A 24,271-nucleotide genomic window follows, 5' to 3' on the forward strand; every position below is an offset into this window, starting at 1 on the left:
TGCCTATATTTGGCGACAATTCTCGGCAAAAACCCTTTTGACAGAGGCGTATCCCCTATGCGTACCAACACCCAGACCAAGCGGGAGCTGGACAAGATCGACCGTAACATCCTGCGCATCCTGCAAGCCGACGGGCGCATCTCGTTCACGGAGCTGGGGGAAAAAGTCGGTTTGTCGACCACGCCATGCACAGAACGGGTCCGTAGGCTGGAGCGCGAAGGGATCATCATGGGCTACAACGCGCGGCTAAACCCTCAGCATTTGAAAGGCAGTTTGCTGGTATTTGTCGAGATCAGCCTCGATTACAAGTCCGGCGACACCTTTGAGGAGTTTCGCCGCGCCGTGCTCAAACTGCCCCATGTGCTGGAGTGCCACCTGGTGTCAGGGGACTTCGACTACCTGGTGAAGGCGCGGATTTCCGAGATGGCCTCGTACCGCAAACTGCTGGGCGATATCCTGCTCAAGCTGCCCCACGTGCGCGAATCCAAGAGCTATATCGTGATGGAAGAGGTGAAAGAGAGCCTGAACCTGCCGATTCCGGACTAAACCAATACCTGCCGGGTGCTGGCCATATAGTCGTGGATCTGCTTTTCCACCCGAGGGTGAATCAGCTCCACCGGCCGACGCCCATTGGGGCACGGCAAGGTCTTGGTGGTGCCAAACAGCCGGCAGATCAGCGGGCGCTCGTCATACACCGTGCAGCCTTTGGGCCCCAGGTGGACACAATTAAGCTCGTCCATGGCCGCGTCCTGCTCGGCAGCGGTCTTACGTGGCAGACGCGACATTTCTTCGGGCGACGTCGTCACTGGCCCACAGCAATCGTGGCAACCGGGCACACACTCGAACGAAGGAATCTGGCGGCGCAATGCGCTGACTTTCTGACTGTTGCAACTCATCGAAGCAGCTACCAAACGGCGAATAGGCGTGGATTCTGACGCAAAACGCCCTGCGCAGACAGCTTCGTCCGACCGCTGTATCCTGCGTCAAATTTTCCAAACAGGGATGCTCCCCATGACCGCCAGCGCCCGGCACACCACTTCCTACTACGCCGCCAGCAGCCAGCCGCAGCCAGATCACCCGGCTTTGACCGGCACCGTGACTGCCGACGTGTGCGTGATCGGCGGGGGCTTCTCCGGGCTCAACACCGCCCTGGAGCTGGCCGAGCGCGGTTTCAACGTGGTGTTGCTGGAAGCCCGCAAAATTGCCTGGGGCGCCAGCGGTCGAAATGGCGGGCAATTGATTCGCGGCGTCGGCCACGGCCTGGACCAATTCGCCAACGTGATCGGCAGCGACGGCGTGCGTCAGATGAAGCTGATGGGCCTGGAAGCAGTGGAAATCGTGCGTGAGCGTGTCGGACGCTTCCAGATCCCTTGCGACCTCACCTGGGGCTACTGCGACCTCGCCAACAAGCCCCGCGACCTGCAAGGCCTGGCCGAAGACGCCGAAGAATTGCGCAGCCTTGGATATCGCCACGAAGTGCGCCTGCTGCAAGCGGACGAGATGAGCAGCGTGATCGGCTCCGAACGCTACGCAGGCGGCATGATCGACATGGGCTCCGGCCACCTGCACCCGCTGAACCTGGCCCTCGGCGAAGCGGCTGCCGCGCAGCAATTGGGCGTGCAGCTGTTTGAGCAATCCGAGGTCACGCGTATCGACTACGGGCCACAGGTCAAGGTGCATACCGCCCAGGGCCAGGTGCACGCCAAGACCCTGGTGCTGGCCTGTAACGCCTACCTCAACGGCCTCAACCCGCACCTGAGCGGCAAAGTACTGCCGGCCGGCAGTTACATCATCGCCACCGAGCCGTTGAGTGAAGCGCAAGCAGCCAGCCTGCTGCCGCAGAACATGGCCGTGTGTGATCAGCGAGTGACCGTGGACTACTTCCGCCTGTCCGCCGACCGCCGTCTGTTGTTTGGCGGTGCCTGCCACTATTCCGGCCGCGACCCTCAGGACATCGGCGCCTATATGCGACCGAAAATGCTCCACGTCTTTGCGCAATTGGCCAACGTGAAAATCGATTATCAGTGGGGCGGCATGATCGGTATCGGCGCCAACCGCCTGCCTCAGATCGGGCGGCTGGCAGATCACCCCAACGTGTACTACGCCCAGGCCTACGCGGGTCATGGCCTCAATGCCACGCACCTGGCAGGCAAGCTGCTGGCCGAAGCCATCAGCGGCCAGCAACAGGGACGTTTCGATCTGTTCGCTCAGGTGCCGCACATCACCTTCCCCGGCGGCAAGCACCTGCGCTCGCCGCTCCTGGCGCTGGGGATGCTCTGGCATCGTCTCAAAGAGCTGGTGTGAATCAGCCGCGCCAGAAGGGTTTCAAGCCTTCCTGGCGCGCCTGTTCGGCGCTCAGCCCGACATCGCGCAATTGCTCGGAGGTCAACGTCAGCAAGGCCCTGCGCGTGTGACGCCGGTGCCAATACAGACTCCAGCGGCTGCCACAAGACGTAAACAGTGCCTGCGTCTGCCCTGCTTCCAGTTCCTGACTGTGTAACGCCAGCCTCACATCGCTCATGCCATTCATTTTGCAGCCCCTCAGTCGCGTGTTGCCTTGAGTGACTAGAATGCGCGAGCGGCCAAAACCATTACAGATTCAACCTATCTTTATTAAATCCATACAGACACTGCCTGTTCACGGTTGAATCCTGTATTTTCTCCGTATCTGTACTGGTCCCTTTGGAGCGCTCCCCATGACCCTCTACGTCAACCTCGCCGAATTATTGGGCACGCGCATCGAACAGGGCTTCTATCGTCCAGGGGATCGACTGCCGTCGGTGCGCGCCTTGAGCGTGGAGCACGGGGTCAGCCTGAGCACCGTGCAGCAGGCCTATCGATTGCTGGAAGACAATGGCCTGGCAATGCCCAAGCCAAAGTCCGGTTATTTCGTGCCGGTTGGCCGCGAACTGCCGGCGCTTCCGGAAGTCGGTCGGCCGGCACAACGTCCGGTCGAAATTTCCCAGTGGGACCAGGTGCTGGAACTGATTCGCGCGGTACCGCGCAAAGACGTCATACAGATGGGTCGTGGCATGCCGGATGTATTGTCGCCCACCCTCAAGCCCCTGCTGCGCAGCCTGGCCCGTGTGAGTCGGCGCCAGGACCTGCCGGGGCTGTATTACGACAACATCCTTGGCTGTATGGAATTGCGCGAGCAGATCGCACGACTGTCACTGGATTCAGGCTGCCAATTGACCGCCGAAGACATCGTGATCACCACGGGTTGCCATGAGGCGCTGTCCGCCAGCATCCGCGCTATCTGCGAGCCTGGCGACATCGTCGCGGTGGACTCGCCCAGCTTCCACGGCGCCATGCAGACCCTCAAGGGCCTGGGCATGAAAGCCCTGGAAATCCCCACCGACCCCATCACCGGCATCAGCCTCGAAGCCCTGGAACTGGCCCTGGAACAGTGGCCGATCAAGGTCATCCAACTGACCCCCAACTGCAACAACCCCCTGGGCTACATCATGCCCGAGGCGCGCAAACGTGCGCTGTTGAACCTGGCCCAGCGCTTTGACGTGGCGATCATCGAAGACGATGTGTATGGCGAATTGGCCTACAGCTACCCGCGCCCCCGCACCATCAAATCCTTCGACGAAGACGGCCGTGTGCTGCTGTGCAGTTCATTCTCCAAGACACTGGCGCCCGGCCTGCGCATTGGTTGGGTTGCACCTGGACGCTATTTGGAAAGGGTGCTGCACATGAAATACATCAGCACTGGCTCCACCGCCACGCAGCCGCAGGTCGCGATTGCCGAATTCCTCAAGGGCGGCCATTTTGAGCCGCATTTGCGACGGATGCGCAGCCAATACCAGCGTAATCGCGACTTGATGCTTGATTGGGTCAGCCGCTACTTCCCGGCCGGCACCCGCGCCAGCCGTCCTCAGGGCAGCTTTATGCTGTGGATCGAACTGCCAGACGGCTTCGACACCCTCAAGCTCAACCGGACATTGATTGAACAGGGCGTACAGGTGGCGGTGGGCAGTATTTTTTCTGCGTCGGGCAAGTACCGCAATTGCCTGCGCATGAACTACAGCGCCAAGCCGACCCCGCAGATTGAAGAGGCCGTGCGCAAGGTCGGGGCGGCCGCGATCAAGATGCTGGCTGAGACGACGGACTGACCTTTCGCGAGAAATCGCCGTCATATGCCGACAACCGCCCTGATCTGGAAGCGACTCCCTTGATGATTCGACGGCTTTTACCGTTTTGCCTGTTGGGAGCCCTGACCCTGGGCGGCTGCACCACCGTGAGCACTGCGCGCATCCCCAGCGACGCGCTGCCGGCGACCCAGTCTTCATTCGGCCGCTCGATCCAGGCCCAGGCCGCGCCTTACCAGGGCCGCTCGGGCTTTCGCCTGCTGCCCAACAGCAGCGAAGCCTTCATGGCTCGCGCCGAGCTGATCCGCAACGCCCAGACCAGCCTCGATCTGCAGTACTACATCGTCCATGACGGCATCAGCACGCGCATGTTGGTGGATGAACTGCTCAAGGCCGCCGACCGTGGCGTACGCGTGCGCATTCTACTGGACGACACCACCAGCGACGGCCTCGACCAGATCATCGCGACCCTTGCCGCGCACCCCAAGATCGAGATTCGCCTGTTCAACCCCCTGCACTTGGGGCGCAGCACCGGTGTTACACGCGCCATGGGCCGCTTGTTCAACCTGTCGCTGCAACATCGGCGCATGCACAACAAGCTGTGGCTGGCGGACAACAGTGTGGCCATCGTCGGCGGGCGTAATCTGGGGGATGAGTATTTCGACGCCGAGCCCAACCTGAACTTCACTGACATCGACATGCTCAGTGTCGGGCCGGTCGCCGAGCAACTCGGGCACAGTTTCGATCAGTACTGGAACAGTGCCCTGAGCAAACCCATTGATGACTTTGTCTCAAGTCGCCCTTCCAAAGGCGACCTGGCCACCGCACGCGCGCGCCTGGAAGCCTCGCTGGCCGAATCGCGCCAGCAAAATCACGCACTGTACAACCGCTTGCGTACCTACCAGACCCAACCGCGCATGGACATCTGGCGACGCGAGTTGATCTGGGCCTGGAACCAGGCGCTGTGGGATGCACCGAGCAAGGTGCTGGCCAAAGCCGACCCCGACCCACGCCTGCTGTTGACCACTCAATTGGCACCGGAACTTGAGGGTGTCGATCATGAGCTGATGATGATCTCGGCCTATTTCGTGCCGGGCCAGCCTGGGTTGGTGTACCTGACGGGACGCGCCGACGCCGGCGTGTCGGTGAGCCTGCTCACCAACTCGCTGGAAGCCACCGACGTGCCGGCCGTGCATGGCGGCTACGCGCCGTACCGCAAAGCGTTGCTGGAGCACGGGGTAAAGCTCTATGAGCTGCGCCGCCAACCGGGCGACGGTGGCGGCAGCGGCCCGCATTTGTTCCGACGCGGCGCGTACCGCGGCTCGGACTCAAGCCTGCACAGCAAGGCGATGATTTTTGATCGGCAGAAATCGTTTATCGGCTCTTTCAACTTCGACCCGCGCTCCGTGCTATGGAACACCGAAGTCGGCGTACTGGTGGACAGTCCTGAGCTGGCGGAACACGTACGCAACCTGGCGCTGCAAGGCATGGCGCCAGCCTTGAGCTACGAGGCGACGCTCCAGGACGGCCAGGTGGTGTGGGTGACCGAAGATAACGGCCAACTGCATACCCTGACCCGCGAGCCCGGCAGTTGGTGGCGCCGGTTCAATGCCTGGTTCGCCACCAGCGTGGGCCTGGAACGCATGCTTTAGGCGGTTGGCGCTGCGCCGAACGCCCCTTGGCGCAGCAGCAACAGCACCAAACCCAATGCGCCGGCCGCCATCAACAACGGCAGCGCATGCCCGCTGATCCACTGGCTGCCGGCGCCGGCCACCAGTGGACCGATCAGGCAACCGATGCCCCACAACTGCGCGACGTGGGCATTGGCACGCACCAACGCATCGTCACGGTAGCGTTCACCGATCAGGATCAGTGACAACGTGAACAAGCCACCCGCACTGGCGCCAAACAGCACCCATATCGGCCAGATCAACAGCGTGTGCATCAACCATGGAACCGCCAGACTCGATGCCAGCAACAACAGCGCACAACTCAGGAACAACGTGCGGCGCGGCAGGTAATCCGCCAGCGCGCCGATCGGCAGTTGCAACAGCGCATCGCCGACCACCACCGTGCTGACCATCGCCAGGGCGATCTCGGCGGTAAAACCCTGCTGCAGGCAATACACCGGCAGCAGCGTCAGGATCATCGCCTCGAACGCGGCGAACAGCGCCACGGCCCAGGCAATCGCGGGCAAGCCCAGGCAAAAGCGCCACAGGTCGGCGAAGGTCACGCCGAACGACTCGGCGCCCGGCGCACCCGAGCGCCCCAGCAAGGCCAACGGGGCCACCACCAACAGGCCGACACCGACCCAGAAACCGTAATCGTGGCCCGTGCCGATCACCCCCAGCAGCAATGGGCCCGAGAGCTGGCTCAAGGCATAACTGCAGCCATACAGCGCCACCAAGCGGCCACGCCACTGCTCCACTACCAGTTGGTTGATCCAGCTTTCGCCGAGAATAAATACGATGGTCAGGATCACCCCGATCATCAGGCGCAATACCAGCCATACCGGGTAACTGGGCAGGATAGCCAGCAAGCCGATGGACACGGCGCCGCCCCAAAGGCACAGGCGCATCAGGTTGGCAGTGCCAAGCCAGGCGGCCAGTTGGCTGGCAACCTTGGCGCCGAGCAATACGCCGAACGCCGGCATGGCCGCCATTACACCAATGGCAAAGCTGCCGTAGCCCCAGCTCTCAAGCCGCAGGGACACCAACGGCATGCTCACGCCCAAGGCCAGGCCAACGCTGAGCACTGAACTCAGCACGGCGAAGTAAGTCGCCCAACGCATTGCCATGCTCCTGTGGATAACTTTTGAGATCACACAAAACAATGCGGGAGCGGGGTTGCTCGCAACAACGGCGTGTCAGTCACAACTGCGACTGTCATACCGCGTTCGCGAGCAACCGCGCTCCCACAGGTGGACGACTGTAGTGCTTACAGCTTGATCCAGGTCGACTTCAGCTCGGTGTACTTGTCGAACGCATGCAGTGACTTGTCACGACCATTGCCCGACTGTTTGAAACCACCAAACGGCGCAGTCATGTCACCGCCATCGTACTGGTTCACCCAAACGCTACCGGCACGCAGGGCCTTGGCGGTCAGATGCGCCTTGGAGATATCGGCAGTCCACACGGCGGCGGCCAGGCCATAAACGGTATCGTTGGCGATCTTGACCGCCTCTTCGGCGCTGTCGAAGGTGATAACCGACAGAACCGGGCCGAAGATCTCTTCCTGGGCAATTCTCATGGCGTTGGTCACACCGTCGAAAATCGTTGGCTCGACATACGTACCGCCGGTTTCTTCCAGCGTGCGCTTGCCGCCAGCCACCAGCTTGGCGCCATCGGCATGCCCGGCTTCAATGTAAGACAGCACGGTGTTCATCTGCTGGGTGTCCACCAGTGCGCCCACGTTGGTCGCGGGATCGAGCGGGTTGCCAGGCTTCCAGCCTTTGAGGGCTTCAATCACCAACGGCAGGAATTTATCCTTGATGGAGCGCTCCACCAGCAGACGCGAACCGGCGGTGCAGACTTCGCCCTGGTTGAAGGCGATGGCGCCGGCGGCGGATTCAGCGGCGGCCTGCAGGTCAGGGGCGTCAGCGAATACGATGTTCGGGCTCTTGCCACCCGCTTCCAGCCACACACGCTTCATGTTCGACTCGCCGGAGCGGATCAACAGTTGCTTGGCAATCTTGGTAGAGCCGGTGAACACCAGCGTATCGACGTCCATGTGCAGCGCCAGGGCGTTGCCGACGGTGTGGCCGTAGCCCGGCAGCACGTTGAACACGCCTTTTGGAATACCCGCTTCAACGGCCAGGGCCGCGATGCGGATGGCGGTCAGCGGCGATTTTTCGGACGGCTTGAGGATCACCGAGTTGCCGGTGGACAGCGCCGGGCCCAGCTTCCAGCAGGCCATCATCAACGGGAAGTTCCACGGCACGATGGCACCTACCACGCCAACCGGCTCGCGGGTTACCAGACCCAACTGATCATGCGGTGTAGCGGCGACTTCATCGTAGATTTTATCGATGGCCTCACCGCTCCAGCTCAGCGCATTCGCCGCGCCGGGGACGTCGATATTCAGGGAGTCACTGATCGGCTTGCCCATATCCAGGGTTTCGAGCAGTGCCAGCTCTTCGGCATTGGCCTTGAGCAGCGCGGCGAAACGGATCATGGTGGCCTTGCGTTTGGCCGGCGCCAGGCGCGACCAGACACCGGAGTTGAACACAGCACGGGCGTTTTCCACGGCGCGCTGGGCGTCGTCGGCGTCACAGCTGGCAACGGTGGCCAGCAAGCGGCCGTCGACCGGGCTGATGCATTCGAAGGTGTCACCGGAAACAGCGGCGGTGTATTCGCCGTTGATGTAGGCGCGGCCTTCGATCTTCAGGTCCTTGGCGCGTTGTTCCCAGTCGGCACGGGTCAGGGTGGTCATGCGAGTGTCCTCCTCTTATTGAATATAAGGGCCAGGCGATGTGCCCCGGCAGCCTCAAAGAATGCTTGCCCGCCCGCCAATTGTTCGGCGCAAGGCAGCTGCCACCCTAAACCAGCGGCTGGGGATGTTTCAATATATTTGACATAACGCCGGTAAACGCCCTTGCGATGTTCATTTTAATAAACATAGACTTTGAGCTCTCCAACCGCAGGCCAGACGGGACACGCACATGAGCATCCAGGACATCGTCGACTTCAGCCAAGCCAACACCGCCCCCGAACGCTATCGCCCCGCCGCAGAAAAAGTCCTCAAGGGCGATCCCGAGCAAACGGTCTACAACCACTACAACAGTCCCTGCGGCCAGATGAACGCCGGAGTCTGGGAAGGTGAAGCAGGCCAATGGACGGTCAACTACACCGAGCACGAATACTGTGAAATTGTGCAGGGCGTCTCGGTACTGCGCGATGCCGACGGCAACGCCAAGACTTTGCGGGCGGGCGACCGCTTCGTGATCCCGGCCGGGTTCACCGGCACCTGGGAAGTGCTGGAAGCCTGCCGCAAGATTTACGTAGTGTTCGAACAGAAAGCCTGATCACCAGACGCCAGGCAAAAAAAACCCGCATCGTGAGATACGGGTTTTTTTCACAAGGAAGAAAATCAATTACTTGATTTTGCCTTCTTTGTAGATCACGTGCTTGCGAACGCGCGGGTCGAACATTTTCTTTTCGAGCTTGTCCGGAGTAGTACGCTTGTTCTTGTCGGTAGTGTAGAAGTGACCAGTACCGGCGCTAGAGATCATTCGAATCAATTCACGCATGATAGAGCTCCTTAGATCTTGCCGGCGGCGCGGATTTCGGCCAGCACGACAGTGATGCCACGCTTGTCGATAATGCGCATGCCTTTGGCAGATACACGCAGGCGAACAAAACGTTTCTCTTCTTCAACCCAGAAGCGGTGATGCTGCAGGTTCGGCAGGAAACGACGACGGGTTTTGTTATTTGCGTGGGAAATGTTATTCCCAGTCACCGGACCCTTACCGGTAACTTGACAGACTCTCGACATGCCTCAGCCCTCTAAAACCACATGCCCAACCCGGCATGGGTTGGCCGCTTAATCTCTCAGTCATTTGGCGCCAGGCGCCGCGTTTCTTTAGGGTCTTACCGGCTACACCTATAAGCGAAGGAACCGGGCCCCTAGAAAAGAGCGCTGCTTTATACCAGAAAGACCTTGGTGCAACAACAGCGAGTGTGTTTTTACCGGAGTAAATCTCGGCCGTTGACGCCTGAACCGTTGCCAGGAGGGGCCGCTACCAGAGCCGACCGCTCGTCGCACAGAATGATTTTCAGCGCCCGCGTGCGCCTCAAAGCGCACGGCGAAACAATCTGAGGCGCCATCAAAACAGCATTTTGACCAAAAGCACAGGCAAAAATGGGCTAGTCATTTATCAATCAGACCACTACGGTAGGACTTTTCCAGACTGCACTCGCAGATGGGCCTCCGATCTGCAAAGGAAACCGACCATGCGCCTCGCTGCCCTACCCCTGTTGCTTGCCCCTCTCTTTATCGCGCCGCTGGCCTCTGCCGCCACCAACTTGAGCGTTTGCACCGAGGCCAGCCCCGAAGGGTTCGATGTGGTGCAGTACAACTCGCTGACCACCACTAACGCGTCGGCCGACGTGCTGATGAACCGCCTCGTCGACTACGACGCGACAAGCGGCAAGCTGGTGCCAAGCCTGGCGGACAGCTGGGAAGTGTCGCCGGACGGCCTGACTTACACCTTCAAGCTGCACCCGGACGTGAAGTTCCATCGCACCGAGTACTTCACACCAAGCCGCAGCCTGACCGCAGAAGACGTGCGGTTCAGCTTCGAACGCATGCTCGACCCGGCCAACCCGTGGCACAAGATTGCCCAGAGCGGCTTCCCCCACGCCCAGTCCCTGCAATTGCCTACGCTGGTCAAAAAGATCGACGCCCTCGATCCGCTGACCGTGCGCTTCACCCTGGATCATGCTGACTCCACCTTCCTGGCAGCGCTGAGCATGGGCTTTGCGTCGATCTACCCGGCCGAATACGCTGACAAACTGCTTAAGGCCGGCACGCCCGAAAAGCTCAACAGCCAGCCGATCGGCACCGGGCCATTTGTCTTCAGCCGCTTTCAGAAAGATGCCGTGGTTCGCTTCAAAGCCAACCCGAACTACTTCGCCGGCAAACCGGCTGTGGATAACTTGATCTTCGCCATCACACCGGACGCCAACGTGCGCCTGCAGAAGCTGCACCGCGATGAATGCCAGATCGCGCTGTCGCCCAAGCCGCTGGATGTGGGCGAAGCCGAGAAAGACCCTGCGCTCAAAGTAGAAAAAACCGCCGCGTTCATGACTGCCTTTGTGGCTATCAACAGCCAACACCCTCCGCTGGACAAGCCCGAAGTGCGCCAGGCGATCAACCTTGCCTTCGACAAGGCCAGCTACCTCAAGGCTGTGTTCGAAGGTACTGCCGAAGCCGCTAATGGCCCTTACCCGCCCAACACGTGGAGCTATGCCAAGGATCTGCCGGGTTATCCACAGGACCTCGCCAAGGCCAAGGCACTGCTGGACCGCGCCGGACTCAAGGACGGTTTCAAGACCACGATCTGGACTCGCCCCACCGGCAGCCTGCTGAACCCCAATCCAAATCTGGGCGCGCAACTGCTGCAGGCGGACCTGGCCAAGGTCGGTATCCAGGCCGAGATCCGCGTAATCGAATGGGGCGAGCTGATTCGTCGTGCCAAGGCGGGCGAACACGACCTGCTGTTTATGGGTTGGGCCGGCGATAACGGTGACCCGGATAATTTTCTGACCCCGCAGTTTTCCTGCGCGGCCGTTAAGTCTGGCACCAATTTCGCGCGTTACTGCGACCCTGCGCTCGACAAGCTGATCAGTGCCGGCAAGACCACCAGCGAGCAAGGCGTGCGCAGCAAGCTGTATCAACAGGCCCAGGCGCAGATCCAGCAACAGGCGCTATGGTTGCCACTGGCACATCCGACCGCGTTCGCTCTGGCACGCAAGCATGTCGAGGGATACCAGGTGAGCCCATTCGGCCGCCAGGACTTCTCGAAAGTCAGCATCAAGCCCTGAGCGCCCTCCCCGCCCTCACCGGGCGGGGTCACATCCACCCATATTCGGCCATCGACAACGGATCCCCATCTCCCACGATGATGTGATCGAGCACCCGCACATCCACCACTTCCAGGGCTTTTTGCAGAATTTTGGTTAATTTACGATCAGCCGCACTGGGTTCCACACTCCCGGAAGGGTGGTTATGGCACAGGATCAATGCTGCCGCGTTGTAGGCCAATGCGCGTTTAACCACTTGCCGGGGGTAAACCACCGCAGCATCAATGGTGCCCTGGAAGAGCGCCTCAAAACCCAACACCCGGTGCTTTGAATCGAGAAACAGGCAGCCAAAAATCTCGTGTGGCTCATGCCGCAACAGCGCTTTGAGGTAATCGCGTACGGCCTCCGGGCTTTCCAATACCGATTCACTGCGCAACTGTTCGGCCATGTGTCGCCGGGCCATTTCGAGCACCGCCTGCAACTGAGCAAACTTGGCCGGCCCCAAGCCCAATTGCTGGTTGAACACTGCCTGGCTGGCATCCAGCAGTGGGCGCAAGCCGCCAAATTTCGCCAACAGATGGCGCGCCAGGTCCACTGCGCTTTTCCCGCAGACCCCAGTGCGCAGGAAAATCGCTAACAACTCGGCGTCCGACAAACTCGCGGCGCCCCACTCCAATAGCTTTTCCCGCGGACGCTCTGCCGCTGGCCAATCACGAATGCTCATCCCACCTCCTTGTCCCTGTGCGCCATGTACGCCGCTGTTGCCGCGCGGACGCTGTGTTATCGTAGGCCCTCTTTTTTGCATGCGATTTCACCTGGGGAGGGGAGATCGCAGGCGTCACTGAACTGGCTTCACTGAACTGGAAAGGCAAACCAATGCAGCGTCTGTATCGGAAACGCATCGTTCTCGGCGTCGGCGGCGGCATTGCCGCCTACAAGAGCGCAGAGTTGGTTCGCAGGCTCCTTGACCAAGGTGCCGAAGTGCGCGTGGTCATGACCCGTGGCGGCAGTGAGTTCATCACGCCGCTGACCATGCAGGCCTTGTCCGGCCACCCGGTTCACCTTGACCTGCTGGACCCTGCGGCAGAAGCCGCCATGGGCCATATCGAACTGGCCAAATGGGCCGACCTGGTGCTGATCGCACCGGCCACCGCCGACTTGATCGCGCGCCTGGCCCAAGGCATCGCCGATGACCTGCTGACCACCCTGGTATTGGCTACCGATGCCACCGTCGCCATCGCCCCGGCCATGAACCAGGCCATGTGGCGAGACCCGGCCACCCAGGCCAATACCCAGCTCCTGCAAAGCCGCGGCCTCAAGGTGTTCGGCCCAGCCTCCGGCAGCCAGGCCTGTGGTGACGTCGGCATGGGCCGCATGCTCGAAGCCGACGACCTGGCACTGTGTGCCGCCGAATGCTTCCAGCACCTGGCCCTCACCGGCAAACATGTGCTGATCACCGCCGGCCCCACGCAGGAAAATATCGACCCGGTGCGTTACATCACCAACCATAGCTCAGGAAAAATGGGCTTTGCGCTGGCCGAAGCTGCGGTCGAGGCAGGCGCACGTGTCACGCTGATCACCGGTCCCGTGCACTTGCCGACCCCCGATCGCGTCACGAGAATCGACGTAGTCAGCGCACGGGACATGCTGGCGGCGTGCGAAGCGGCCATTCCCTGCGACGTGTTTATCGCTTCGGCAGCGGTCGCGGATTACCGTCCGGAAGTCGTTGCCCCGCAAAAGCTCAAGAAAGACCCTACAAGCGGCGAAGGCCTGCTCCTGCAAATGGTGCGCAACCCGGACATCCTGGCCACTATCGCCACCCGCCCGGACCGCCCGTTCAGTGTTGGCTTCGCCGCCGAGACCGAGCACCTGCTGGATTACGCCGCGCGCAAATTGAAAGACAAAAACCTCGACCTGATCGTTGCCAATGATGTCGCCAACCCCAGCATCGGCTTCAACAGCGAGGAAAACGCCTGCAGCGTGATTGACCGCGATCTGCACGCCACCCTTTTCGCCCAGACCAGCAAGGGCAAGATTGCCCGCCAACTGATCTCTTTTATCGCCCAACGGCTGAACCAGGTTTAATTTCCATGCACGCTTTGCAAGCCAAGATCCTCGACCCCCGCATCGGCACCGAATTCCCACTGCCGGCCTACGCCACCCCAGGCTCTGCCGGTCTGGACCTGCGCGCCATGCTCAAGGAAGACACCGTCCTCGAACCGGGCCAGACCCTTCTGATCCCGACCGGCCTGTCAATCTACGTAGGCGACCCAGGCCTGGCGGCCCTGATCCTGCCGCGCTCCGGCCTGGGCCACAAACACGGCATCGTGCTGGGCAACCTCGTGGGACTGATTGACTCCGACTACCAGGGCGAACTGATGGTGTCGTGCTGGAACCGTGGCCAGACCGCTTTCAACATTGCTGTCGGCGAGCGTATTGCGCAACTGGTGCTGGTACCGGTCGTGCAGGCACACTTCGAACTGGTGCAGGAATTTGACGAAACCCAACGCGGCGCAGGCGGGTTTGGGCATTCCGGCAGTCACTGACCAAGATGAATCCGGCCGGTCCCTTTTCGTCCGGCCGGACGCCACCGCAAGGCTTTCAGAATGAACAATGCACAGACCTTGTCGGCGATATTTACCCTTTTAAATCAATGCACTACGCAAATAAAAACGCGGAGCAAAAGCTCCGATGGCACTTTTACACCACGAACTCTCTGCCGAAAACACCGTCATACCCTTCAGTTTGAGCCTGCCGGTCAGCCACATTAAGACCAGCCTTGCCCCCTTCAGATGGAGTTTGCCCCCGCGATGAGTACCGCAGCCCAACAAGTAGTCCCGACCTTCCCCGACAGTATCTTTCGCGCCTATGACATCCGTGGCGTGGTGCCCAAGACCCTGACCACCGAAACCGCTTACTGGATTGGTCGCGCCATCGGCGCCCAAAGCCTGGCCCAGCATGAGCCCAACGTTTCGGTGGGCCGTGACGGCCGCCTGTCCGGCCCGGAATTGGTTGAACAACTGATCCAGGGCCTGGCAGACAGTGGTTGCCATGTCAGCGATGTGGGCCTGGTGCCAACGCCTGCGCTGTACTACGCAGCCAATGTCCTGGCCGGCAAAACCGGGGTCATGCTCACCGGCAGCCATAACCCACGGGACTACAACGGTTTCAAGATCGTCATCGCTGGCGACACTCTGGCCAACGAACAGATCCAGGCCCTGCACGAGCGCCTCAAGAACAATGACCTGACCAGCGGCGAGGGCAGCGTCACAAAAGTCGACATTCTTCAGCGCTACGCTGATGAAATCACGGGCGACGTGAAGCTCGCGCGCCGCCTGAAAGTGGTGGTGGACTGCGGCAACGGGGCGGCTGGGGTGATTGCTCCACAACTGCTCGAAGCCCTGAACTGCGAAGTGATCCCGCTGTTTTGCGAGGTGGATGGCAACTTCCCCAACCACCACCCGGACCCGGGCAAACCTGAAAACCTGATAGACCTGATCGCCAAGGTCAAGGAAACCGGCGCCGACGTAGGCCTGGCTTTCGACGGCGACGGTGACCGCGTGGGCGTGGTGACAAACACCGGCGAAAACGTATTCGCAGACCGCCTCTTGATGCTGTTCGCCCGTGATGTGGTGGCTCGCAACCCAGGTGCCGAAATCATTTTCGACGTGAAATGCACCCGCCGCCTGACCCCGTTGATCAAGGAGTATGGCGGTCGCCCGCTAATGTGGAAGACCGGTCACTCGTTGATCAAAAAGAAAATGAAGGAAACCGGCGCCCTGTTGGCCGGCGAAATGAGCGGCCACGTGTTCTTCAAGGAACGCTGGTTCGGTTTTGACGACGGTATTTACAGCGCCGCTCGCCTGCTGGAGATCCTCAGCAAGGAAAAATCCACGGCGCAGGAGCTGTTTCAGACCTTCCCCAACGATATTTCTACGCCAGAGATCAATATCCATGTGACCGAGGAGAGCAAATTCAGCATCATTGACGCACTGCACGATGCGCAATGGGGCGAAGGTGCCCACCTGACCACCATTGATGGTGTGCGGGTCGATTACGCCAAAGGCTGGGGCCTGGTCCGCGCCTCCAACACCACGCCGGTGCTGGTGCTGCGTTTCGAGGCGGATACCGAGGCTGAGTTGCAGCGCATCAAGGACGTGTTCCACGCCCAGTTGAAACGTGTTGCCCCCGATCTCCAACTACCGTTCTGATTTTTTACACCGGAGCCCTGAATGACCCTCGAACGCGAAGCCGCTGCCAACACCGCCAAGGTCCTGTCCGAAGCGTTGCCTTACATTCGACGCTACGTCGGCAAGACGCTGGTGATCAAATACGGCGGCAATGCCATGGAGAGCGAGGAGCTGAAAACCGGCTTTGCCCGCGACATCGTGTTGATGAAAGCCGTGGGGATCAACCCGGTGGTCGTGCATGGTGGAGGCCCGCAAATCGGCGACCTGCTCAAGCGCTTGTCGATCGAGAGTCACTTCATCGATGGCATGCGCGTCACTGACGCCCAAACCATGGACGTGGTGGAGATGGTCCTCGGCGGCCAGGTGAACAAAGACATCGTCAACCTGATCAACCGCCACGGCGGCAGCGCCATCGGCCTGACCGGCAAGGACGCGGAGCTGATCCGCGCGAAAAAACTGACCGTAACCCGTCAGACCCCGGAAATGACCCAGCCGGAAATCATCGACATCGGCCAAGTGGGCGAAGTGATCGGCATCAACACCGACTTGCTGAACCTGCTGGTCAAGGGTGACTTCATCCCGGTCATCGCACCAATCGGCGTGGGTGCCAATGGCGAGTCCTACAACATCAACGCCGACCTGGTGGCAGGTAAGGTTGCCGAGGCACTGAAGGCTGAAAAGCTGATGCTGCTGACCAACATTGCCGGCCTGATGGACAAGCAAGGCAAGGTGCTGACCGGCTTGACCACGCAACAGGTGGACGAACTGATCGCCGACGGCACCATCTATGGCGGCATGCTGCCGAAAATCCGCTGCGCACTGGAAGCGGTGCAGGGCGGCGTTGGCAGCTCTCTGATCCTGGATGGCCGTGTACCGAATGCGATCCTGCTGGAAATCTTCACCGATACCGGTGTTGGCACGCTGATTAGTAACCGCAAGCGTCCGTAACCGCTAAAAAACAAAAAGCCCCCATTCAATTCAATTGAATGGGGGCTTTTTTGCTCCCGCGGGACTGCGCCGCAGCCCCAAATCAGACGCCAAACTGCTCGCGGTATGCACGTACTGCCGGCAAATGCTGCTTGAGCTGCGGGTCATCTTCCAGGAACTGTAACACCTGGTTCAACGACACGATGCTCACCACCGGAATACCAAAATCGCGTTCCACTTCCTGGATCGCCGACAACTCGCCGTTGCCGCGCTCCTGGCGGTTCAGCGCGATCAGCACGCCGGCAGCTTTGGCACCCTCCTGGGAAGCGATGATCTGCATCACTTCGCGGATCGCAGTACCTGCGGTGATGACATCGTCAATGATCAGTACATCGCCAGTGAGCGGTGCGCCCACCAAGCTACCGCCTTCGCCATGCGCCTTGGCTTCCTTGCGGTTGAAACACCACGGCAGGTCCCGCCCATGATGTTCAGCCAGCGCCACTGCGGTAGCGGCGGCCAGCGGGATACCTTTGTAAGCCGGACCAAACAGCACATCGAAAGAAATACCGCTTTCGACGATGGCCGCTGCATAGAAACGACCCAACTGAGCCAGGGCCGAACCCGAGTTGAACAAGCCCGCATTGAAGAAGTAAGGGCTGGTACGCCCGGACTTGAGGGTGAACTCACCGAAGCGCAAAACGCCGCGATCGATGGCAAAACGAATGAAATCGCGTTGATACGCCTGCATGAAAAAAGCCTCAGATACCACGGATTTAGCTAATTAGGTAGACGGCGTGTATCATACACGCACGCGATTTTTGGGGCCATTTATGCGGATCATCAGTGTGAACGTTAATGGTATTCAGGCTGCAGTCGAGCGTGGTTTGCTCAGTTGGCTGCAAGCCCAGAATGCCGACGTCATCTGCCTGCAGGATACCCGCGCCTCCGCCTTTGAACTGGACGACCCAGCCTTCCAACTGGATGGCTACTTCCTTTATGCCTGCGATGCCGAAGTGCCCACCCAAGGTGGCGTGGCTTTGTATTCGCGGTTGCAACCCAAGGCGGTCATCAGCGGCCTCGGCTTCGAGACAGCCGACCGCTACGGGCGCTACCTGCAAGCCGATTTCGATAAGGTCAGCATCGCGACCTTGCTGCTTCCTTCGGGGCAGAACGGCGATGAAGATTTGAACCAGAAATTCAAGCTAATGGACGACTTCGCCCGTTACTTGGATAAACAGCGGCGCAAACGTCGTGAGTACATTTATTGTGGCTCGTTGTACGTGGCGCAACAGAAGCTGGATATCAAAAACTGGCGCGACAGCCAGCAATCACCTGGCTTCCTGGCGCCGGAACGGGCCTGGATGGACGAGATTGTCGGCAACATGGGCTATGTGGATGCCCTGCGTGAAGTCAGCCGTGAAGGCGACCAATACAGCTGGTGGCCAGACAACGAACAGGCTGAGATGCTCAACCTGGGCTGGCGTTTCGACTACCAGCTGCTGACCCCGGGCCTGCGCCGGTTTGTACGCAGCGCACGCTTGCCGCGCCAGCCGCGCTTCTCGCAGCACGCGCCGCTGATCGTGGACTACGACTGGACGCTGACCATCTAAGGTCATTATCCAGGCACAAAAAAACCGACATCGCTGTCGGTTTTTTTGTGGGTGTTCATTATTTGATCAGCCGCCAGGTCAAGGGATAGCGATAGGCGATCCCTTTGTTGGCCTTGATCGCACCAATGACCGTCAGCGCCACGCTGGCGATTACCAACGCCGTCATCAGGAAAAACCCGATTACCGCAAAAGCCAGCACGATGCAAACGATCCAGGCGATGGCCACGGTGATCTGGAAATTCAGAGCCTCCTTGCCCTGATCATCAATAAACGGGTCCACTTCTTTTTTCATCTGCCACAGGATCAACGGCCCCACGACGCTGCCGAAGGGGAATACAAACCCCAGAAACGCCGCAAGATGGCACAACATTGCCCCCTGACGCACCTCGTAGGAAGGCGTAGGTACCGGCATCTGGCTGTCATTCACGGCATTTCTCCTTAAAGTGGTTTCAGTCAGCCAACGCAGCGTTCTGCAGCTCGAAAATTTCGGTCATGCCTTTCTGCGCAAGGGCGAGCATCGCATTCAGGTCGGCCGGCTGGAATGGCGCGCCTTCGGCGGTACCCTGCACTTCGATGAAGCCACCGGTGCTGGTCATTACCACGTTCAGGTCGGTCTCGGCGGCCGAGTCTTCCAGGTAATCCAGGTCCAGCACCGGCTCGCCCTGATACATGCCAACCGATACAGCGGCGATCATCTGCTTGAGCGGGTCACCACCCTTCAGGCCACCGCGTTTCTTGATCACTTTGAGTGCGTCGACCAACGCCACCATGGCACCGGTGATGGACGCCGTGCGCGTACCGCCGTCGGCCTGGATCACATCACAGTCGACGTACAGGGTCACGTCGCCCAGCTTCGACATGTCCAGCGCTGCGCGCAGCGAGCGACCGATCAGGCGCTGGATTTCGAGGGTGCGCCCGCCTTGCTTGCCACGGCTGGCTTCACGCTGGTTACGTTCGCCGGTGGCGCGCGGCAGCATGCCGTACTCAGCGGTCAACCACCCCTGGCCTTGGCCCTTGAGGAAGCGCGGCACGCCATTTTCGACGCTGACGGTGCAGATCACCTTGGTATCGCCAAACTCGACCAGTACGGATCCCTCGGCGTGTTTGGTGTAGTTGCGGGTGATGCGGATCGAGCGGAGCTGATCGGCAGCGCGACCACTTGGACGTTTCATAGGGGATACCTGTACGGAGGACGAAAAACTGCCGAGCATTATAGAGCCGCGAGCCGATTCGGGGCACTTCTAAAAATTTGCTTACGAATGCTCAGCCGATCGCCCATTGTTTGGGCGTGCTCGCGCCACTGCGCTACAATCCTGCGCCTTCGCAGCCTGTCGGCTTCAATTTACCCATCAGCCCGTGTTTGCGGGACTGCAACGCGAGGTACCTCCATGGTGCACAGCATGACCGCCTTCGCCCGCGTCGAAAAAGCCGGCGTCCAAGGCACCCTGAGCTGGGAACTGCGCTCGGTCAACAGCCGCTACCTGGAACCGCACCTGCGTCTGCCGGAATCGTTTCGTGATCTCGAGGGCGCCGTGCGCGAGGCGCTGCGCCAGGGCATTTCCCGCGGCAAGCTGGAGTGCACCCTGCGGTTTACCGAGGAAACCACCGGCAAGCCGCTGCAGGTCGACCGCGACCGCGCCGCGCAACTGGTGGCCGCCGCCGAAACCATCGCCAGCCTGATCAAGCAACCGGCCCCGTTGAACCCGCTGGAAGTGCTGGCCTGGCCTGGCGTACTGGTGGCCGACGCCTCCGACCCGCAAGCCCTCAACGCCGAAGCCCTCGCCCTGTTCACTCAAGGCCTGAAGGAACTCAAGGCCGGCCGCGAGCGCGAAGGCGCCGAACTGGCGCGCTTGATCAACGAGCGCCTGACCTCGATCGAAGAAGACGTGGTGATCCTGCGCGAATTGGTGCCGCAGATGCTCGCCACCCAGCGCCAGAAGGTCCTCGACCGCTTCACCGACATGAAGGCCGACCTCGACCCCGTGCGCCTGGAGCAGGAAATGGTGCTGCTGGCACAGAAGAGCGACGTCGCCGAAGAGCTCGACCGCCTGAGCACCCACATTATTGAAGTGCGCCGCGTGCTCAAATCCGGTGGCGCCGCCGGTCGGCGCCTGGACTTCCTGATGCAGGAACTCAACCGCGAAGCCAATACACTGGGCTCCAAGGCTTTTGACCCGCGCAGCACCACGGCTGCGGTCAACCTCAAAGTGTTGATCGAACAGATGCGCGAACAAGTACAGAATATTGAGTAAGGCAACCTCCATGACCCATAGCACCGGTACCCTTTACATCATTTCCGCTCCCTCGGGCGCGGGCAAGAGCAGCCTGGTCAAGGCGCTGACCGACACTAACGATCAGATCCGCATTTCGGTCTCCCACACCACCCGCGCCATGCGCCCGGGTGAGGTGAACGGCGTGCACTATCACTTCGTCGAACGCACCGAGTTCGTGAAGATGATCGAACACGGTGACTTTCTGGAGCGCGCCGAAGTGTTCGGCAATCTCTACGGCACCTCGCAAAGCCATTTGCAGCAGACCCTCGACGAAGGCCACGACCTGATCCTGGAAATCGATTGGCAGGGCGCCGAGCAAGTGCGCAAGCTGATGCCTCAGGCGCGCTCGATCTTCATCCTGCCGCCGTCGCTCCACGCCTTGCACCAGCGCCTGACCAACCGTGGCCAGGACAGTGACGAAATCATCGAAGGTCGCATGCGTGAAGCCGTCAGCGAAATGAGCCACTACGTCGACTACGACTACCTGATCATCAATGACGATTTTTCCCACGCACTGGATGACCTGAAGGCGATTTTTCGCACCAATCAGCTCCAGCAAAAGCGTCAACAGCAGCGTTTCGGCAAATTACTGGCCGAACTGCTGGGTTGATTGGCTCTTCCCAAAACCGCTGCAAGGGCTTTACATTGGCGCTTGCAGCGGTTTTGCGATGGCCTGCGAAAAATCAGCGCTTCCCTAAACGCTGGTGATTTTTTAAACTGTTCAGTCCGCTCGCCCAACCGGGCAGCGCGCATCTTGCATTCGCTCCGAGGAATACCATGGCCCGCGTAACCGTTGAAGACTGCCTAGAACACGTGGATAACCGCTTTGAGCTGGTCATGCTCTCTACCAAGCGTGCCCGTCAACTGGCCACTGGCGGCAAAGAGCCCCTGGTCCAGTGGGAAAACGACAAGCCTACCGTTGTAGCCCTGCGTGAAATCGCTGAAGGCCTGATGAGCTACGAGTTCATCGCCAACGCCGAGATCGTTGAAGACGAACCGCTGTTTGCAGCGTTCGAGGACGAGTCCAACGAGGCCGTCTAAGCCTATGCCTGGTCGACGTAGCACGGCGCGGAGTCACAGCCTTCGGCAGGAGTTCACACTTTGCCGAGCATAGACGCCCTCGCCGATCGCTTATCGACCTACCTCGGCCCCGACCAGGTCAACCTGGTCCGCCGAGCGTATTTCTACGCCGAACAAGCCCACGACGGCCAACGCCGCCGTAGCGGTGAGGCGTATGTCACCCATCCTCTTGCGGTGGCAAATATCCTGGCCGACATGCACATGGACCATCAGAGCCTGATGGCCGCGATGCTGCATGACGTGATCGAAGACACCGGTATTGCCAAGGAAGCGCTCAGTGCGCAATTTGGCGAAACCGTGGCCGAACTGGTCGATGGCGTCAGCAAGCTGACCCAGATGAACTTCGAAACCAAGGCCGAGGCCCAGGCGGAAAACTTCCAAAAGATGGCCATGGCCATGGCCCGTGACATCCGGGTGATTCTGGTCAAGCTGGCCGACCGTCTGCACAACATGCGCACGCTGGAAGTGCTGTCAGGCGAAAAACGCCGGCGTATTGCCAAGGAAACCCTGGAAATCTACGCGCCCATCGCCAACCGGCTGGGCATGCACGCCATTCGTATCGAATTCGAAGACCTCGGTTTCAAGGCCATGCACCCGATGCGCTCGGCGCGCATCTACCAGGCGGTCAAACGCGCCAGGGGCAACCGCAAGGAAATCGTCAATAAGATCGAAGAGTCGCTGAGCCATTGCCTGGCAATCGACGAGATTGAAGGCGAAGTCAGCGGCCGGCAGAAGCACATCTACGGCATCTACAAGAAGATGCGCGGCAAGCGCCGGGCCTTCAACGAGATCATGGACGTATACGCGTTCCGGATCATCGTCGACAAGGTCGACACCTGCTACCGCGTGCTGGGCGCTGTGCATAATTTGTACAAACCCCTGCCGGGCCGCTTCAAGGATTACATCGCGATTCCCAAGGCCAACGGCTATCAATCGCTGCATACCACGCTGTTCGGCATGCACGGGGTGCCGATTGAGATCCAGATCCGCACTCGCGAAATGGAAGAGATGGCCAACAACGGCATCGCTGCCCATTGGCTGTACAAATCCAGCGGCGACGAGCAGCCCAAAGGCACCCACGCCCGCGCCCGCCAGTGGGTAAAAGGCGTGCTGGAAATGCAGCAGCGTGCGGGCAACTCCCTGGAATTCATCGAAAGCGTGAAGATCGACCTGTTCCCGGACGAGGTCTACGTGTTCACGCCCAAGGGTCGGATCATGGAGCTGCCAAAAGGCTCCACCGCGGTCGACTTTGCCTACGCCGTGCACACAGACGTGGGCAACAGCTGCATCGCCTGCCGCATCAACCGGCGCCTGGCCCCGCTGTCGGAACCGCTGCAAAGCGGCTCCACGGTAGAGATCGTCAGCGCACCGGGCGCGCGCCCGAACCCGGCGTGGCTCAATTTCGTGGTCACCGGCAAAGCACGCACGCACATCCGTCACGCGTTGAAACTGCAACGCCGTTCCGAGTCCATCAGCCTCGGCGAACGCTTGCTGAACAAGGTGCTCAACGGCTTCGACAGCGCCCTGGACAAGATTGCGCAGGAACGCGTGCAAGCGATGCTCCATGAATATCGCCAGGAGACCATCGAAGACCTGCTCGAAGATATCGGCCTGGGCAACCGCATGGCCTATGTGGTCGCCCGCCGCCTGCTCGGCGAAGGCGAACAGCTGCCAAGCCCGGAAGGTCCGCTGGCGATTCGCGGCACCGAAGGCCTGGTGCTCAGCTACGCCAAATGCTGCACGCCGATTCCGGGCGACCCGATTGTAGGGCACCTGTCTGCCGGCAAAGGCATGGTGGTGCACCTGGATAACTGCCGCAACATCACCGAAATCCGTCACAACCCGGAAAAATGCATCCAGCTTTCCTGGGCCAAGGATGTGACCGGCGAATTCAACGTCGAGCTGCGGGTGGAGCTGGAACACCAGCGCGGCCTGATCGCCCTGCTGGCCAGCAGCGTCAACGCCGCCGACGGCAATATCGAAAAAATCAGCATGGACGAGCGCGATGGTCGCATCAGCGTGGTCCAGCTGGTGGTCAGCGTGCACGACCGCGTGCACCTGGCCCGCGTGATCAAGAAACTGCGCGCCTTGACCGGGGTCATCCGCATCACCCGTATGCGTGCTTAACCCAACGCTTATAAGGAGTCATTCATGACCAAGACCGTTATCACCAGCGACAAAGCCCCCGCCGCCATCGGTACTTATTCCCAGGCGATCAAGGCAGGCAACACTGTCTACATGTCCGGCCAGATCCCGCTGGACCCAAAGACCATGGAGCTGGTGGAAGGCTTCGAAGCGCAGACCGTACAGGTTTTCGAGAACCTTAAGTCCGTGGCCGAAGCGGCTGGCGGCTCGTTCAAAGACATCGTCAAACTGAACATCTTCCTCACCGACCTGAGCCACTTCGCCAAGGTCAACGAGATCATGGGCAAGTACTTCGAACAGCCTTACCCAGCCCGTGCCGCCATCGGCGTTGCAGCCCTGCCAAAGGGCGCACAGGTTGAGATGGACGCGATTCTGGTCATCGAGTAAAAACCCGGCGCAGCCTCCAACAGGCTGCGCCGACTTCGT

25 protein-coding genes and 1 pseudogene are annotated in these 24,271 nt (G+C 60.3%); 16 read left to right on the forward strand and 10 right to left on the reverse strand.

The window, feature by feature from the left end; genetic code table 11:
* Positions 1 to 57: 57 nt before the first annotated feature.
* The gene (locus KZX66_RS17975; RefSeq protein ID WP_003206849.1) at positions 58 to 546 is read left to right on the forward strand and encodes an Lrp/AsnC ligand binding domain-containing protein; all 489 of its coding nucleotides are present in this window, start codon (positions 58 to 60) and stop codon (positions 544 to 546) included.
* Here KZX66_RS17975 and KZX66_RS17980 read toward each other — a convergent pair.
* Entirely contained in the window at positions 543 to 896 is a 354-nt protein-coding gene (locus tag KZX66_RS17980; protein ID WP_248081801.1) for a YkgJ family cysteine cluster protein, read from the reverse strand. The genes KZX66_RS17975 and KZX66_RS17980 overlap by 4 nt on opposite strands.
* Before the next feature lie 115 nt (positions 897 to 1,011).
* Between KZX66_RS17980 and KZX66_RS17985 the strand changes: the two genes are divergently transcribed.
* The gene (locus KZX66_RS17985) at positions 1,012 to 2,304 is read left to right on the forward strand and encodes an FAD-binding oxidoreductase (RefSeq protein WP_248081803.1); all 1,293 of its coding nucleotides are present in this window, start codon (positions 1,012 to 1,014) and stop codon (positions 2,302 to 2,304) included.
* A gap of 1 nt (position 2,305) precedes the next feature.
* On the opposite strand, the gene KZX66_RS17990 is transcribed toward KZX66_RS17985, so the two are convergent.
* Positions 2,306 to 2,530 (reverse strand): DUF1127 domain-containing protein, encoded by a 225-nt coding sequence (locus tag KZX66_RS17990; RefSeq protein WP_248081805.1) that lies wholly within the window; start codon positions 2,528 to 2,530, stop codon positions 2,306 to 2,308.
* 166 nt (positions 2,531 to 2,696) lie between these two features.
* Here KZX66_RS17990 and KZX66_RS17995 point away from each other — a divergent pair, with 166 nt between their 5' ends.
* Together KZX66_RS17995 and KZX66_RS18000 are read left to right on the forward strand one after the other, a co-directional pair.
* Positions 2,697 to 4,121 (forward strand): PLP-dependent aminotransferase family protein, encoded by a 1,425-nt coding sequence (locus tag KZX66_RS17995; protein WP_248081807.1) that lies wholly within the window; start codon positions 2,697 to 2,699, stop codon positions 4,119 to 4,121.
* A 62-nt stretch (positions 4,122 to 4,183) separates the two neighbouring features.
* Complete coding sequence (locus KZX66_RS18000) at positions 4,184 to 5,749, forward strand: phospholipase D family protein (protein ID WP_248081809.1); 1,566 nt, start codon at positions 4,184 to 4,186, stop codon at positions 5,747 to 5,749.
* On the opposite strand, the gene KZX66_RS18005 is transcribed toward KZX66_RS18000, so the two are convergent.
* Positions 5,746 to 6,888 carry an MFS transporter gene (locus KZX66_RS18005; protein WP_248081811.1) on the reverse strand — a complete coding sequence of 381 codons (1,143 nt, stop codon included), beginning with the start codon at positions 6,886 to 6,888 and terminating at the stop codon, positions 5,746 to 5,748. The genes KZX66_RS18000 and KZX66_RS18005 overlap by 4 nt on opposite strands.
* A 146-nt stretch (positions 6,889 to 7,034) precedes the next feature.
* Entirely contained in the window at positions 7,035 to 8,528 is a 1,494-nt protein-coding gene (locus tag KZX66_RS18010; protein ID WP_248081813.1) for an aldehyde dehydrogenase, read from the reverse strand.
* A 229-nt stretch (positions 8,529 to 8,757) separates the two neighbouring features.
* Between KZX66_RS18010 and KZX66_RS18015 the strand changes: the two genes are divergently transcribed.
* Entirely contained in the window at positions 8,758 to 9,120 is a 363-nt protein-coding gene (locus tag KZX66_RS18015) for a cupin domain-containing protein (protein ID WP_248081815.1), read from the forward strand.
* Positions 9,121 to 9,189: 69 nt separating this feature from the next.
* Here the strand turns inward: KZX66_RS18015 and rpmG are convergent, their stop codons facing one another.
* Together rpmG and rpmB are read right to left on the reverse strand one after the other, a co-directional pair.
* Complete coding sequence (gene rpmG, locus KZX66_RS18020; RefSeq protein ID WP_003176906.1) at positions 9,190 to 9,345, reverse strand: 50S ribosomal protein L33; 156 nt, start codon at positions 9,343 to 9,345, stop codon at positions 9,190 to 9,192.
* Between the two features lie 11 nt (positions 9,346 to 9,356).
* Positions 9,357 to 9,590 carry a 50S ribosomal protein L28 gene (rpmB, locus tag KZX66_RS18025; RefSeq protein WP_003176907.1) on the reverse strand — a complete coding sequence of 78 codons (234 nt, stop codon included), beginning with the start codon at positions 9,588 to 9,590 and terminating at the stop codon, positions 9,357 to 9,359.
* 458 nt (positions 9,591 to 10,048) lie between these two features.
* Here rpmB and KZX66_RS18030 point away from each other — a divergent pair, with 458 nt between their 5' ends.
* Complete coding sequence (locus KZX66_RS18030; RefSeq protein WP_248081817.1) at positions 10,049 to 11,641, forward strand: ABC transporter substrate-binding protein; 1,593 nt, start codon at positions 10,049 to 10,051, stop codon at positions 11,639 to 11,641.
* 28 nt (positions 11,642 to 11,669) lie between these two features.
* Here the strand turns inward: KZX66_RS18030 and radC are convergent, their stop codons facing one another.
* A complete protein-coding gene (gene radC, locus KZX66_RS18035) occupies positions 11,670 to 12,344 on the reverse strand; it encodes a DNA repair protein RadC (RefSeq protein ID WP_248081819.1) in 675 nt (224 codons plus the stop codon).
* A 152-nt stretch (positions 12,345 to 12,496) separates the two neighbouring features.
* On the opposite strand from radC, the gene coaBC reads away from it, so the two are divergent.
* The 4 genes and pseudogenes from coaBC to argB all read left to right on the forward strand — a co-directional run bounded on the left by coaBC (position 12,497) and on the right by argB (position 16,758).
* A complete protein-coding gene (coaBC, locus tag KZX66_RS18040) occupies positions 12,497 to 13,705 on the forward strand; it encodes a bifunctional phosphopantothenoylcysteine decarboxylase/phosphopantothenate--cysteine ligase CoaBC (RefSeq protein ID WP_248081821.1) in 1,209 nt (402 codons plus the stop codon).
* A 5-nt stretch (positions 13,706 to 13,710) separates the two neighbouring features.
* A complete protein-coding gene (gene dut / locus KZX66_RS18045; protein ID WP_003176911.1) occupies positions 13,711 to 14,166 on the forward strand; it encodes a dUTP diphosphatase in 456 nt (151 codons plus the stop codon).
* A 291-nt stretch (positions 14,167 to 14,457) separates the two neighbouring features.
* Positions 14,458 to 15,831, forward strand: a pseudogene (locus KZX66_RS18050) (phosphomannomutase/phosphoglucomutase); the annotation flags it as partial.
* Positions 15,832 to 15,852: 21 nt separating this feature from the next.
* Positions 15,853 to 16,758 carry an acetylglutamate kinase gene (argB, locus tag KZX66_RS18055; RefSeq protein ID WP_248081823.1) on the forward strand — a complete coding sequence of 302 codons (906 nt, stop codon included), beginning with the start codon at positions 15,853 to 15,855 and terminating at the stop codon, positions 16,756 to 16,758.
* Between the two features lie 82 nt (positions 16,759 to 16,840).
* On the opposite strand, the gene pyrE is transcribed toward argB, so the two are convergent.
* Positions 16,841 to 17,485: an orotate phosphoribosyltransferase gene (gene pyrE / locus KZX66_RS18060; protein WP_017526814.1), complete on the reverse strand. Its 645-nt coding sequence runs from the start codon at positions 17,483 to 17,485 to the stop codon at positions 16,841 to 16,843.
* A gap of 82 nt (positions 17,486 to 17,567) precedes the next feature.
* Between pyrE and KZX66_RS18065 the strand changes: the two genes are divergently transcribed.
* The gene (locus KZX66_RS18065; RefSeq protein WP_003195493.1) at positions 17,568 to 18,347 is read left to right on the forward strand and encodes an exodeoxyribonuclease III; all 780 of its coding nucleotides are present in this window, start codon (positions 17,568 to 17,570) and stop codon (positions 18,345 to 18,347) included.
* Positions 18,348 to 18,405: 58 nt separating this feature from the next.
* Here KZX66_RS18065 and KZX66_RS18070 read toward each other — a convergent pair whose 3' ends face one another.
* Positions 18,406 to 18,774: a DUF4870 domain-containing protein gene (locus tag KZX66_RS18070; RefSeq protein ID WP_248081825.1), complete on the reverse strand. Its 369-nt coding sequence runs from the start codon at positions 18,772 to 18,774 to the stop codon at positions 18,406 to 18,408.
* A gap of 22 nt (positions 18,775 to 18,796) precedes the next feature.
* Complete coding sequence (gene rph, locus KZX66_RS18075; RefSeq protein ID WP_003213280.1) at positions 18,797 to 19,519, reverse strand: ribonuclease PH; 723 nt, start codon at positions 19,517 to 19,519, stop codon at positions 18,797 to 18,799.
* Positions 19,520 to 19,735: 216 nt separating this feature from the next.
* On the opposite strand from rph, the gene KZX66_RS18080 reads away from it, so the two are divergent.
* The 5 genes from KZX66_RS18080 (at position 19,736) to KZX66_RS18100 (ending at position 24,232) form a co-directional block, all read left to right on the forward strand.
* Positions 19,736 to 20,599 carry a YicC/YloC family endoribonuclease gene (locus tag KZX66_RS18080; protein ID WP_248081826.1) on the forward strand — a complete coding sequence of 288 codons (864 nt, stop codon included), beginning with the start codon at positions 19,736 to 19,738 and terminating at the stop codon, positions 20,597 to 20,599.
* 10 nt (positions 20,600 to 20,609) lie between these two features.
* A complete protein-coding gene (gene gmk / locus KZX66_RS18085; RefSeq protein ID WP_248081827.1) occupies positions 20,610 to 21,230 on the forward strand; it encodes a guanylate kinase in 621 nt (206 codons plus the stop codon).
* Between the two features lie 167 nt (positions 21,231 to 21,397).
* Positions 21,398 to 21,661, forward strand: a complete 264-nt coding sequence (gene rpoZ, locus KZX66_RS18090; protein ID WP_003176920.1) for a DNA-directed RNA polymerase subunit omega — start codon at positions 21,398 to 21,400, stop codon at positions 21,659 to 21,661.
* Between the two features lie 60 nt (positions 21,662 to 21,721).
* The gene (spoT, locus tag KZX66_RS18095; RefSeq protein ID WP_034116421.1) at positions 21,722 to 23,827 is read left to right on the forward strand and encodes a bifunctional GTP diphosphokinase/guanosine-3',5'-bis pyrophosphate 3'-pyrophosphohydrolase; all 2,106 of its coding nucleotides are present in this window, start codon (positions 21,722 to 21,724) and stop codon (positions 23,825 to 23,827) included.
* A gap of 24 nt (positions 23,828 to 23,851) precedes the next feature.
* A complete protein-coding gene (locus KZX66_RS18100) occupies positions 23,852 to 24,232 on the forward strand; it encodes a RidA family protein (protein WP_003176922.1) in 381 nt (126 codons plus the stop codon).
* The last annotated feature ends 39 nt before the right edge of the window (positions 24,233 to 24,271 follow it).

Origin of the sequence: Pseudomonas sp. EYE_354 (assembly GCF_023148575.1) — a bacterium.
GTDB lineage: Bacteria > Pseudomonadota > Gammaproteobacteria > Pseudomonadales > Pseudomonadaceae > Aquipseudomonas.

What these genes read in the sequence shown, in the direction of transcription:
- rpmG (WP_003176906.1), bottom strand. Translation starts at nt 9,345, where the DNA reads ATGCGTGAATTGATTCGAATGATCTCTAGCGCCGGTACTGGTCACTTC.
- KZX66_RS18030 (WP_248081817.1), top strand. Translation starts at nt 10,049, where the DNA reads ATGCGCCTCGCTGCCCTACCCCTGTTGCTTGCCCCTCTCTTTATCGCG.
- KZX66_RS17995 (WP_248081807.1), top strand. Translation starts at nt 2,697, where the DNA reads ATGACCCTCTACGTCAACCTCGCCGAATTATTGGGCACGCGCATCGAA.
- argB (WP_248081823.1), top strand. Translation starts at nt 15,853, where the DNA reads ATGACCCTCGAACGCGAAGCCGCTGCCAACACCGCCAAGGTCCTGTCC.
- pyrE (WP_017526814.1), bottom strand. Translation starts at nt 17,485, where the DNA reads ATGCAGGCGTATCAACGCGATTTCATTCGTTTTGCCATCGATCGCGGC.
- KZX66_RS18005 (WP_248081811.1), bottom strand. Translation starts at nt 6,888, where the DNA reads ATGCGTTGGGCGACTTACTTCGCCGTGCTGAGTTCAGTGCTCAGCGTT.
- gmk (WP_248081827.1), top strand. Translation starts at nt 20,610, where the DNA reads ATGACCCATAGCACCGGTACCCTTTACATCATTTCCGCTCCCTCGGGC.
- KZX66_RS18065 (WP_003195493.1), top strand. Translation starts at nt 17,568, where the DNA reads ATGCGGATCATCAGTGTGAACGTTAATGGTATTCAGGCTGCAGTCGAG.
- radC (WP_248081819.1), bottom strand. Translation starts at nt 12,344, where the DNA reads ATGAGCATTCGTGATTGGCCAGCGGCAGAGCGTCCGCGGGAAAAGCTA.
- KZX66_RS18000 (WP_248081809.1), top strand. Translation starts at nt 4,184, where the DNA reads ATGATTCGACGGCTTTTACCGTTTTGCCTGTTGGGAGCCCTGACCCTG.
- coaBC (WP_248081821.1), top strand. Translation starts at nt 12,497, where the DNA reads ATGCAGCGTCTGTATCGGAAACGCATCGTTCTCGGCGTCGGCGGCGGC.
- KZX66_RS18100 (WP_003176922.1), top strand. Translation starts at nt 23,852, where the DNA reads ATGACCAAGACCGTTATCACCAGCGACAAAGCCCCCGCCGCCATCGGT.
- rpoZ (WP_003176920.1), top strand. Translation starts at nt 21,398, where the DNA reads ATGGCCCGCGTAACCGTTGAAGACTGCCTAGAACACGTGGATAACCGC.
- KZX66_RS17980 (WP_248081801.1), bottom strand. Translation starts at nt 896, where the DNA reads ATGAGTTGCAACAGTCAGAAAGTCAGCGCATTGCGCCGCCAGATTCCT.
- KZX66_RS17975 (WP_003206849.1), top strand. Translation starts at nt 58, where the DNA reads ATGCGTACCAACACCCAGACCAAGCGGGAGCTGGACAAGATCGACCGT.
- KZX66_RS18015 (WP_248081815.1), top strand. Translation starts at nt 8,758, where the DNA reads ATGAGCATCCAGGACATCGTCGACTTCAGCCAAGCCAACACCGCCCCC.
- KZX66_RS17985 (WP_248081803.1), top strand. Translation starts at nt 1,012, where the DNA reads ATGACCGCCAGCGCCCGGCACACCACTTCCTACTACGCCGCCAGCAGC.
- rpmB (WP_003176907.1), bottom strand. Translation starts at nt 9,590, where the DNA reads ATGTCGAGAGTCTGTCAAGTTACCGGTAAGGGTCCGGTGACTGGGAAT.
- rph (WP_003213280.1), bottom strand. Translation starts at nt 19,519, where the DNA reads ATGAAACGTCCAAGTGGTCGCGCTGCCGATCAGCTCCGCTCGATCCGC.
- KZX66_RS18010 (WP_248081813.1), bottom strand. Translation starts at nt 8,528, where the DNA reads ATGACCACCCTGACCCGTGCCGACTGGGAACAACGCGCCAAGGACCTG.
- KZX66_RS17990 (WP_248081805.1), bottom strand. Translation starts at nt 2,530, where the DNA reads ATGAATGGCATGAGCGATGTGAGGCTGGCGTTACACAGTCAGGAACTG.
- KZX66_RS18080 (WP_248081826.1), top strand. Translation starts at nt 19,736, where the DNA reads ATGGTGCACAGCATGACCGCCTTCGCCCGCGTCGAAAAAGCCGGCGTC.
- dut (WP_003176911.1), top strand. Translation starts at nt 13,711, where the DNA reads ATGCACGCTTTGCAAGCCAAGATCCTCGACCCCCGCATCGGCACCGAA.